Annotated in this window: 10 protein-coding genes and 1 tRNA gene; 3 read left to right on the top strand and 8 right to left on the bottom strand. The window is 65.7% G+C overall.

Going from position 1 to position 9,702, the window contains the following annotated elements:
• The 6 genes from IM708_RS15795 to IM708_RS15770 all read right to left on the bottom strand — a co-directional run.
• A partial coding sequence (locus IM708_RS15795; RefSeq protein ID WP_209427546.1) for a hypothetical protein occupies positions 1 to 632 on the bottom strand: 632 nt, incomplete at its 3' end.
• On the bottom strand, positions 629 to 1,378 hold the full coding sequence (locus tag IM708_RS15790) for an ATP-binding cassette domain-containing protein (RefSeq protein WP_209427545.1): 750 nt from the start codon (positions 1,376 to 1,378) through the stop codon (positions 629 to 631). The genes IM708_RS15790 and IM708_RS15795, both read right to left, overlap by 4 nt.
• Positions 1,378 to 2,364: an ABC transporter ATP-binding protein gene (locus IM708_RS15785; RefSeq protein WP_209427544.1), complete on the bottom strand. Its 987-nt coding sequence runs from the start codon at positions 2,362 to 2,364 to the stop codon at positions 1,378 to 1,380. The genes IM708_RS15790 and IM708_RS15785 overlap by 1 nt, the downstream gene beginning before the upstream one ends.
• Positions 2,361 to 3,215, bottom strand: coding sequence for an ABC transporter permease (locus IM708_RS15780; RefSeq protein ID WP_209427543.1), 855 nt, complete (start codon positions 3,213 to 3,215; stop codon positions 2,361 to 2,363). Before IM708_RS15780 ends, IM708_RS15785 begins: the two co-directional genes overlap by 4 nt.
• Complete coding sequence (locus IM708_RS15775) at positions 3,212 to 4,171, bottom strand: ABC transporter permease (RefSeq protein WP_209427542.1); 960 nt, start codon at positions 4,169 to 4,171, stop codon at positions 3,212 to 3,214. The genes IM708_RS15780 and IM708_RS15775 overlap by 4 nt, the downstream gene beginning before the upstream one ends.
• A gap of 60 nt (positions 4,172 to 4,231) precedes the next feature.
• Positions 4,232 to 5,779, bottom strand: a complete 1,548-nt coding sequence (locus tag IM708_RS15770) for an ABC transporter substrate-binding protein (RefSeq protein WP_209427541.1) — start codon at positions 5,777 to 5,779, stop codon at positions 4,232 to 4,234.
• A 174-nt stretch (positions 5,780 to 5,953) separates the two neighbouring features.
• Between IM708_RS15770 and IM708_RS15765 the strand changes: the two genes are divergently transcribed.
• Positions 5,954 to 7,381 carry an amidase gene (locus tag IM708_RS15765; RefSeq protein ID WP_209427540.1) on the top strand — a complete coding sequence of 476 codons (1,428 nt, stop codon included), beginning with the start codon at positions 5,954 to 5,956 and terminating at the stop codon, positions 7,379 to 7,381.
• Positions 7,378 to 8,232, top strand: a complete 855-nt coding sequence (locus tag IM708_RS15760) for a MurR/RpiR family transcriptional regulator (protein WP_209427539.1) — start codon at positions 7,378 to 7,380, stop codon at positions 8,230 to 8,232. Before IM708_RS15765 ends, IM708_RS15760 begins: the two co-directional genes overlap by 4 nt.
• On the opposite strand, the gene IM708_RS15755 is transcribed toward IM708_RS15760, so the two are convergent.
• Positions 8,200 to 8,892, bottom strand: coding sequence for a helix-turn-helix domain-containing protein (locus IM708_RS15755; protein ID WP_209427538.1), 693 nt, complete (start codon positions 8,890 to 8,892; stop codon positions 8,200 to 8,202). The two genes, IM708_RS15760 and IM708_RS15755, sit on opposite strands and share 33 nt — an antisense overlap.
• A gap of 116 nt (positions 8,893 to 9,008) precedes the next feature.
• Here IM708_RS15755 and IM708_RS15750 point away from each other — a divergent pair, with 116 nt between their 5' ends.
• Positions 9,009 to 9,182, top strand: a complete 174-nt coding sequence (locus IM708_RS15750; protein ID WP_209427537.1) for a hypothetical protein — start codon at positions 9,009 to 9,011, stop codon at positions 9,180 to 9,182.
• Between the two features lie 12 nt (positions 9,183 to 9,194).
• Here the strand turns inward: IM708_RS15750 and IM708_RS15745 are convergent.
• Positions 9,195 to 9,271: transfer RNA gene (locus IM708_RS15745), tRNA-Arg, on the bottom strand.
• Positions 9,272 to 9,702: the final 431 nt, after the last annotated feature.

Here is a 9,702-nt window from a genome sequence, read left to right as displayed (position 1 = left end):
AGAACAGGTTGCCGGAACCAGGGATCGTTCTCGCCGACGAGCGCGAGGACCGGCTCGTCTCCAGCGGTATTCAGACCTCTGTATTCGGGCCAGCCGGCGTGACAGGTCCAGCCCTCGATCACTCGCGCCGCGACCGGAAATACCTCCAGCGTGGCGACCGCTATCGCGCCCTCGGAATGGCCCATCAGCACAACCGGTAGCTCATTCAGCGCGGCGATTTCGCCCAATGCGTCGAGCGCAAATGAGAGTTCGGCGTGCCGCCAAGCCAGGACCTCGCGATGCAAGCTGCCCTGTTGACGGGCAGGAACGCAACTCACTGGCTTCCGCTGGCGCGCAAAACTGTCGGGTGCGATCACCGCGTGCCCCGCACGGGCGAGGAAGCGCGCGCTTTCGTCAGTGATGCGCGTGATCCCGTCACATCCGTGGGCATAGAGGACGATCAAGCCCGAAACCTCTGCCTTGGCAAGTTCGGCAATGCCGGTCGCCCGCCCCGGTTCGCGAGGCAACCAGACCCGCGCGGCATTCCAGGTGCGCGCCAGTTCCGCGGGATTGTCGGCGGTGTCGGGAAGTGCCGGTTGGGCCGATACAGCAATTGCCGCCGCGACCAGCGCCGCGCTCAACCGCCCGGTCATACGGCCGCCAGCAGAGCGCGGCTGTACGGGTGTTCCGGCGATGCGTAGAATTTGCCGGCCGGACCGTCCTCGACAATCTCGCCTTTCAGCATCACCGCGATGCGGTGACTGACATAGCGGGTCGCGGCAATGTCGTGCGAGATAAAGAGTGCACCAAAGTCATGGCGTTCCTGAAGATCGCGGATCAGGTTGAGGACCTGCGCCTGGACCGAGACGTCGAGCGCGCTGACCGCCTCGTCGAAGACGATGAAGCGGGGGCGCGTGACCAGCGCGCGGGCGATGGCGACGCGCTGTCTTTGCCCACCGGAAAGCTGACCGGGCAGTCGCGCGGCGAAACTGGGGTCGAGGCCAACCTGCTCGAGGATCTCGGCGACGCGCTTGCGCCGCGCGGCGGCAGGCACTCCGGTCAAGATCAGCGGCTCGTCGACCGACCGACCGCATCGCAGTCGCGGATTGAGCGCCCACTCGGGATGCTGAAGGACCACCGAAAGCTGCCCGCGCCGCTGCCGCAGGCCGCCGAAGGGCGTCCCCGCAAAGTGCATCCTGCCGGCGGTCGGGTGCAACAATCCCAGGCAAACCCGGCCCAAAGTCGTCTTGCCGGACCCGGATTCTCCGACCAATCCCACGGTTTCGCCGGCGCTGACGTTCAGGCTGACTCCGCGCAACGCATCGAATGCAGTCCCCCCGAGGAAGCCGCTACGATAGGTGACGGTGACATTCTCGAGCGCAATGACGGGTGGCTCCATCAGCGGTCCTCCTGCCGAGCCTGTGTTGGAGCGCCGATCACCGCTTCGGCCCGGTGGCAGACGACCTCGCGACCGAGAAATGGCCGCGCCTCGGGACGCTCGGTGTCGCACCGGGTCTCACGGAAGGCGCAGCGGTCGGCGTAGGCGCAGGCCTCGCACCGGCTTTCGAGGATGGGTGGTGTGCCAGGGATCGGGCAAAGTCGCTCGCCGGGGCGTTCGTTGCCCGCAGCGGCGGTGAGTAGCGCGCGCGTGTAGGGATGTGCTGGTGCCTGCATGACCCTCGTTACCGAGCCGAGCTCGACAATGCGTCCGCCATACATGACCGCAACCCGGTCGGCATGACGGGCGACCATGCGCAGGTCGTGCGACAGGATCACCAGGCTCGCCCCGCTTTCCGCCCTGAGCCGACCCAGGGTCGACATCACCTTCTCGCGGATCGAGGCGTCGAGCGAGGCGGTGGGCTCGTCGGCGATCAGCAGATGCGGCCGTCGGGCGATGGCCATGGCAATCACCACGCGCTGCGCCATCCCGCCTGACAATTCGTGCGGGAAGGCGCGCAGGATGCGCTCCGACTCGTTCAGTTCGGCCCGGGACAGCAGTTCGGCGATTGCCTCCGGTGGGGGTCGTCCGCCCATGGCCAGCGCGACCTGCCGGCCGATGCGAAGGGTCGGGTCGAGCGCCGTCGTGGGGTTCTGGAACACGAAGCCCAGCTTGTCATGTCGCAGCCGCCGCAGGGCTTCATCGTCGGCGCGCGTGACATCGACACCGGCGACGTGGATGCTGCCGCCGATGACCTTCGCCTCGGGCGGCAACAGGCGTCCGGCGGCCATGCCCAGCGTCGTCTTGCCCGAGCCGCTTTCACCGACGATGGCCAGTGTCTCGTCCTCGTCGATCCGCAGGCTGGCCCCATCGAGCGCGCGTACCTGGCGCATTCCGGTGTCGTAACCGATGACCAGATCGGCAATATCGACGAGGGGCGCTGTCATGTCAGAGGACGTCCCTTCAGCGGCTCGAGCGCATCGCGCACCGCGTCGCCGACCAGATTGACCGACATGATCGCGAGCGACAACACCACGCCGGAGGACAGCACCATCCAGGGCGCGATGGTCAGATAGGCGCTACCCTGGCGCAGGAGCGAGCCGAGCGACGCATTCGGCGGCTGCACGCCGAGGCCGAGGAAGCTCAGCCCGCTTTCGATGATCATTCCGATCGAGAGCGCATAGGTCAGCTGCACGATCACAGCGCCCATGACGTTGGGCAGCAGGTGCACCAGCATCACTCGCAGCGTGGAGGCACCGGCGACTTCGGCCGCGGTGACAAAGCCGCGCCCGGCGACACCCAGCGTGACCGAACGCACCACGCGAATGAATAGCGGCAGCGTGGCGATACTGATCACCGTGATTGCCGAGGCCTGACCCGGTCCCATGATCGCCGCCACAAGAAGCCCGGCAACCAGTGCGGGAAAGGCAAAAAGGATGTCGGCGCCGCGTGCCACGATCTGGTCGGTGTGCCGACCCAGATAGCCCGCGGCCATGCCGAGTAGCGTTCCGATCACTGCGGTGATCGCGACGGCGACGGCCGAAAGCAGGAATGTGGAGCGGATGCCCTGCACGACGCGCGGCAGGAAGTTGCGTCCCAGTTCGTCGGTACCGAACAGGAATTGGGCACTCGGCGCGTCCAGACGCGGGCCCGCGGCAATGCGCGACGGATCGCCCAGCGGCAGCCACGGGCCGAAGACGCCCAGAAAGAGCAGGCAGCCCAGCGTCACCACGCCGAAAATTGTCAGCCCGTTGGGCCGCGGGCGACCGCGGCGAGCGATCCGCGCGAGGCCGCTCATCGCGACACACCTACGCGTGGGTCGATCAGCGCATAGAGCACGTCAGCCAGCATGTTGATGGTGATGAAGACCATCGCCGCCAGCAGCACGCCGGCCTGGACGATGGCATAGTCGCGGTTGAGAAGGCCGTTGAAGATGTAGAGCCCGACGCCTGGGACCGAGAACAGCACCTCGACGATGACCGCGCCGCCGAGGAGAAAGCCAAAGTAGGTGGCGACGACGGTGACCACTGGAATGGCCGCATTGCGCAGGATGTGCCGACGGATGATGGCGCCGGGAGAGGCGCCACGGGCGACCGCGGCGGTGATATGAGGCTCGGTCATCACCCGCAACACAGCATCGCGCGTTGTGCGCAGGATCAGCGCCACGCCGAAGACCGATAGAGTCAGCCCCGGCAGCAGCATCGTGCGCAGGTTGCCGACCGGATCGACACCAAGTGGCACATAGCCGCCGACCCGGAACCATAGCGACCAGACCGAGAAGACAAAGATCAGCACGCTGCCGAGAACGAAGTCGGGCACGCTGGCGCCCATTGCGCCGATCACGCGTCCGAAATCGCGACGCTTGCGCCGCGACGCCGCTCGGACGCCCGACAGCACGCCCAGCGGGTAGCCCACCGCGAGCGCCAGGACGAGCGCGATCAGCGCCAGTTGCAGCGTCACTGGCGCGCGGCGCAGCAGTTCGTCAATGACTGGCCGCTGGGTGACCATCGAAACACCGAAATCACCGCCCAGCATCGCCCAGACCCAGCGCAGGTATTGCACCACCAGCGGTTGATCCAGCCCGTAGCGCTGCGCGATGACAGCGCGGGCTTCAGGCGTGACGAAGGGGCCGAGAAGGATATCGGCATAGCCTCCCGGAAGAAGCCGAAGCGACAGAAATACCAGCACCGAGACGCCGAGCAGAGTGACCAGCGCGGCGAGGACGCGGGGCAGGAGATAGGTGGCGAGACGCATCGGGAAGATCCGGTCGGATGGGAGGTGGGCGCCGGGGTCACGTGCCCCGGCGCGTCGCGCTCACTCGACGGGAGCAAACTCGGCGATGTACTGCCAGGTATTCGCCGAGCCCGTGCGGTCGGCGAGCGTCACTTCCACCTGGTCGGATCGATAGACGACATAATCGATCTTGCTGACCAGCGCGAGGAGGTTGGCACCCTGGTCAATCATCGCGCAGATCTCGCTCAGCGCCTCGTCGCGTTCGGGGCTGTCGGGCGTCGCGCGAATAGCCGCCAGGGCGTCGCTTAGTTCCGGAACCTCCTCCTGGAAGGCCAGATTCCAGACCGCGAATTTGGGATTCCACCATTGGATCACCATGCTCGGATCAGTGTAGCCCGCGAGCCACGAGGCCGAGAAGTCAAAATCGCCGTCCGTGAAGACACGCTGAAGGTATTCGGCCGTAGGAACGGCGGCGATTTGCACGTCAAAGCCCGCTTCAGCAAGGCTCTGCTGCGCAACCTCTGCAATGCGGACCAGCACCTGGTTGGCGCTCGACGCCATAAGCTCGACTTGCGGGGCCGGTTGCTCGGCTTCCTCGAGCAGTGCACGCGCGCGCTCCAACCTTTCTTCGCGCGACAGCGCATAGGTGTCGAGGTCCCGGCAGGCGTCCTTCCCGAAAGCCGCGGGAACCGGATAGTCGACCGCCGACGTGCCGTTGAAGACCAGCATGTTGATCGCCTCGCGATCAAGCGCGAGGTTCATTGCTTGGCGCACGCGGCGGTCGTGAAAGGGCGAGTCCTCACTCAGCGCATTGACGTCGAGACGATAGTAATTGGTGGTCTGGATCGGGTGGTGCTCGACATTGGCGGTGGCGCCCAGCATCTGCGGCGCATCGGGGTTCTCGAAGGTCGTGAAGTCGATCCGCCCGTCGCGCAGCGCTGCCATGCGGGCTGATTCATCAGGGATGATCGCGACATTCATCCGGTCCGCCCGCGGATATCCGGCGCGGCCGTAATGGGGATTGCGGACGAGCGTCCATCTCTCGTCCTGGTCGTGGGCCTCGACCATGAATGGGCCGGAGCCGAGCATCTCGCTGGTCGGATCGAACTCGCCCGCCTGGTATTCTTGAACGGGGATAATCGCCGCCGTGATATGCGCCAGTGCCGGCAGGAACGTGGCGTGCGGCTGCGCGAGTTCGATGGCGACACGGCGATCGTCCAGCGCCTCCATCGACTCGATCTCGCCCAGCTGATGCGCCCAGTAAGAGGCAACCTCCGGGTTTCGGATGCGCTCGATCGAGCCGATCACGTCCTGCGCGTCGACGGCCCTTCCGTTCGAGAACGCTGCACCCTCACGCAGTGTGAAGACAAAGCGCGTCGGCGACTCCTCCTCCCAGCTTTCTGCAAGCCCGGGCTGAAGACTCAGATCGTCATCGTTGGTCAGAAGCGTCTCGTAGACCATCTGGTACATTTCCCAGGACGCCACCGTGCCGGCGACATGAACATCGAAACCGGTGATCTCGGCGGGCTTTCCCCAGGTGATGACGTTTTCTGCCTGCGCCGGCAGGGCAAGGCCGAGTCCGGCCAGGAGGGCGAGGACGGATAGGGACGGGCTGTTCACGGCGGGCATGTGGATCTCCTCACTGATGTGTGCCGGCTTTTTTTGCGGCTTGCTTGATGACGCTCTTGACGAGTATGTTAACGACATAACATGATGTCAATCTCTGATAGCAAGCTAACCAAGACAATTCTGAAGACCACTCGATGACGGCAGGGGCAAGCCGGAATATCAGGAGGCGTCGCCATGGCTACGGATCATGCGGAGCAGGACGCGGTTGCCCTCGCGGGTATGGTAAGTCGTCGCGAGGTCTCGCCGGAGGAACTGCTGGAAGCCGCGATTGCGAGAGCTGAGGCCGCCGATCCGGCGCTGAACTTCCTCTCTCAGCGGCTCTACGATTTCGGCCGGCGGGAAATCGCACGCGGTCTACCTGACGGGCCCCTCACGGGTGTCCCGTTCCTTCTGAAGGATGCTTCGGCCGACCTTGCCGGGACACCAACCATCAACGGCACGCGCCTGCTGTGCGACCACCTCGCGACGGCCGATTCGACGCTCGTTGCCCGATATCGCGCGGCGGGGCTGGTGATCTTCGGCAAGACCACCGCTCCGGAATTCTCGCTCGCCGCCTCGACCGAAAGCAGCCTGCACGGCCAGACCCGCAATCCCTGGGACCGGAGCCGCAGCGCGGGCGGCTCTTCGGGCGGGTCGGGCGCCGCCGTAGCCGCGGGCGTCGTTCCTATGGCGCACGCCACCGACGGGGGCGGATCGATCCGCATACCGGCCTCATGCTGTGGCCTCTTCGGCCTGAAGCCGACGCGCGCGCGCGTCCCGCACGGCCCACCTTCGGGCGAGGGATGGGGGAGCCTCTCTTGCGCACATGTTCTGACCCGCACGGTCCGCGACAGCGCTGCGCTTCTGGACGTCGCGCAGGGGCCTGCGCCCGGCGATCCATATGCGGCTCCGATGCGGGAGCGCTCCTATCTGGAGGAGATCGCCCGCGACCTCGGCAAGCTTCGCGTCGCGATGCAACTTCGCCCGCTTTCGGGGGTTGCCGTCGATCGTGCCTGCCTACAGGCGGCGAGAGAGGCCGCAAGGCTCTTGTCGGCGCACGGCCACGAAGTCGAGGAAACCTTGCCGCCGGGCGATGGCGAAGAGCTCGGCCACGCGCTGTGGGTATTGGTCGCCACCAGTGTCTCCGGCAAGTTGCGCGCCATCGGGCGCCGACGAAGGCGGGCGGTCACCCGGGATGAGGTCGATGCAACCAGCTGGAACGCCGTCGAATTTGCCTGTGGGCTGAGCGTCGAGGATTACCCCGCGGCGCTTTCCGTCATCCATGCCCAAGGTCGGCGCATGGCCGCCTTCCACGAGCGCTTTGACATCCTGCTCAGCCCGACCTTGGCGAAGCCCCCGGTGCCCCTGGGAGAATTGCGCACCGATACTGGCGACATCCGCGCCTATGAGCGGGCCCTCGCGCGCTTTTCGCCCTTCACGCAACTTGCCAACATGACTGGCCAGCCCAGCATGAGTGTTCCCCTGCACACCAGCGACGCCGGCCTCCCGATCGGCGTGATGTTCACGGCGCCCTTCGGCCGAGAAGACATGCTGTTCCGTCTCGCCGCTCTGCTCGAGGCAGAACGGCCCTGGTCGGACCGACGCCCCGGGAGGACGCGATGAGCGAGAAACTGCTTGAGACGCTCAGACGCGGCTACCAAGACTTCACCCGGGCCGAAAAGAGCATCGCCAACTACATGCTGGCCAACCATGAACGCCTGCCCTTTGATACCGCCGCTTCCATCGCCGAGGCAGCTGGCGTCAGCCAGATGACCGTCAGCCGCTTTCTCCGGACCATCGGCTATCCGGATTCAGGGGCGTTCAAGGCAGCGATGCGCGCAGAACTCGATGCAAGCCCGCTCATGGTCTCCGACCGGATCGATCGCATTCGCCGCGCGGGCGACGAGAGTCAGCGCATCGCCGAGAACTTCGAGCTTGAGACCCGTGCTCTGCTTGGCGTCTACGAGCAACGAACGACGCCGCAATGGCGCGATGCTGTCGACGCAATTGCAACGAGCGCGCATCTGGGGGTGAGCGGCTTTCAGACCATTCGCGGAATTGCCTCGGATTTCGCGAGCCGGCTGTCCTATCTGCGCCCCAACGTTCATTGCGTTGACGGCGCCGACGGCACTTTCGCTGACATCCTCGGCCCCGGCCTTGCCGACACCTGCATCGTGCTCTTCGAGATGCGCCGCTACACGCGGCTCAGCCTGCTCCTTGCCCGCGCCGCGTCGCGACGGAAGTTGCCGCTCATCATCGTTTGCGACAGGCACTGCCATTGGGCGAGGGACCACACTGACATCGTGTTGCCGGTGCAGACGGAATCAGCATTGTTCTGGGACACCCAGACCCCTTTTGTCAGTCTTTCCAGTCTGCTGCTCGATGACGTCATCGCCCAACTGGGCGATCGCGTATCCGATCGCGTCGAAAGACTTCGGTTGCTACAGGATGAGTTCGAAGCGTTCGACGGTTGACTCACGAGCGGTGCCTCCGCTTACGAGACTTGCCAACGAAGAGTTGCGCTGAGCGTCGGCCGGAAGCGGTGCTGCGCCCCGATCCGGATTTATACTTGGCGATCCTCGGAGTTTTCGGGAATCTTTGCCCGGTCGCTCAGGGTGAGAACGCCGGTGAGAAAGTCTGCCATGGGAGCGGCAGTACGATCCTCCCCCAGACGCGTTGAGGGCTGGGGTCAGGACCCGCGGCCGCGGCCGCTGGATTGTCCAGTCGATCGCCCGCAGCGCCTCCCAGCCGCGCTGCTCGGCGACCCGCGGCACGCCGAGCGTGGCCGCGATCACCGCCGCCACCTTCTTCGCCGTCCACACCCCGCCGTCGTCAGGCGGGGTCTTCACCCGCTCGCGCAGCATCGCAAGGATCTCCGGCGTCAGGATTTTCGGCTTCGAGCCGTTGCCCCGGCGCCGGTCGCCGAGGCTCGACGGCCCGAAGCGGTTGTAGCGCGCCGCGAGTTCCTCAACCCAGCGCCGCACGAAACCGGTCAGCCGCGCCACCTCGGCGCGGCTCCGTCCTTGCGCCAGCGGCCAGATCACCTGGTAATGCCGCGCCAGCGTCGCGTCCTTGCTCGCCCGCCAGCCCGCCTGAAGCTCGGCGACGCCGAGATGATCCTTGAACTGAACCATGCCCACCCCCTGATTGTTGTTGGGCACGAGACTATGGCATTCGAGGCGCACTGTGAATCCTCCGCGCAGCGAGTCAATCAGCCGGCGTCCGTATGAGACGCACCGCGGGGCGCTTCATGGCCGAGGCCGGCATCACGATCGACGAGATTGCCACCTACTTGGGGCACACCAACCCCAACATCACCCGCAAGACTTCAGCCCGAACTATCTCCGCAACGCTGCCGGCGCCCTGGAGTTCAGGGGTCTTTCGGTTCAACGAACCAGAAAGCAGACCCAAAAAAGTCTCGTAAGTCTTTGTTTTTTGGTGACCCCGGCAGGATTCGAACCTGCAACCTGCCCCTTAGGAGGGGGCTGCTCTATCCAGTTGAGCCACGGGGCCAGCGACACTGTTCTGGCCTGTCCGGCGCTGCAAGGCAAGGGTGAAGGCCGCCGCCGCGGTGCCGTTTTGGGGCCGTGGCAGGGGGCTGGCAAGCGTATGGCAAGTGGCTGGCAAGCGTATGGCAAGCGTATGGCAGTTCCGAACGGTGCGGCAGGGTTTTGGCAGGGATTGCGGTGGCTGGGGTGGGTCCGCGCGTGAAGCGGGAAAGGGGGGCGCTGCCCCCCTCTTGGCTGCGCCAATTCACCCCCCGGGATATTTTCGGGCAGAAAATGGGGCGGCGTTGCTGGCTGAGCGAGAGGATGCTGTGGGTGCGGCGGCGTTTCGGCGCGTGCGGGGGGTTGCGATCAGGCGAACGTGCGGTGGCGGGACGGTTTGGGGCCTGACGGGGCGGGGTTGGTCCGCTATCCTGACGGGAAGGGGCGTCCGTCGAG

It is taken from the genome of Pararhodobacter sp. SW119, from assembly GCF_017811755.1.
Classification (GTDB): Bacteria; Pseudomonadota; Alphaproteobacteria; order Rhodobacterales; family Rhodobacteraceae; genus Pararhodobacter.
The sequence above is the reverse complement of the archived record's forward strand: the minus strand, read 5'-3'. Positions and strand labels throughout refer to the sequence as shown.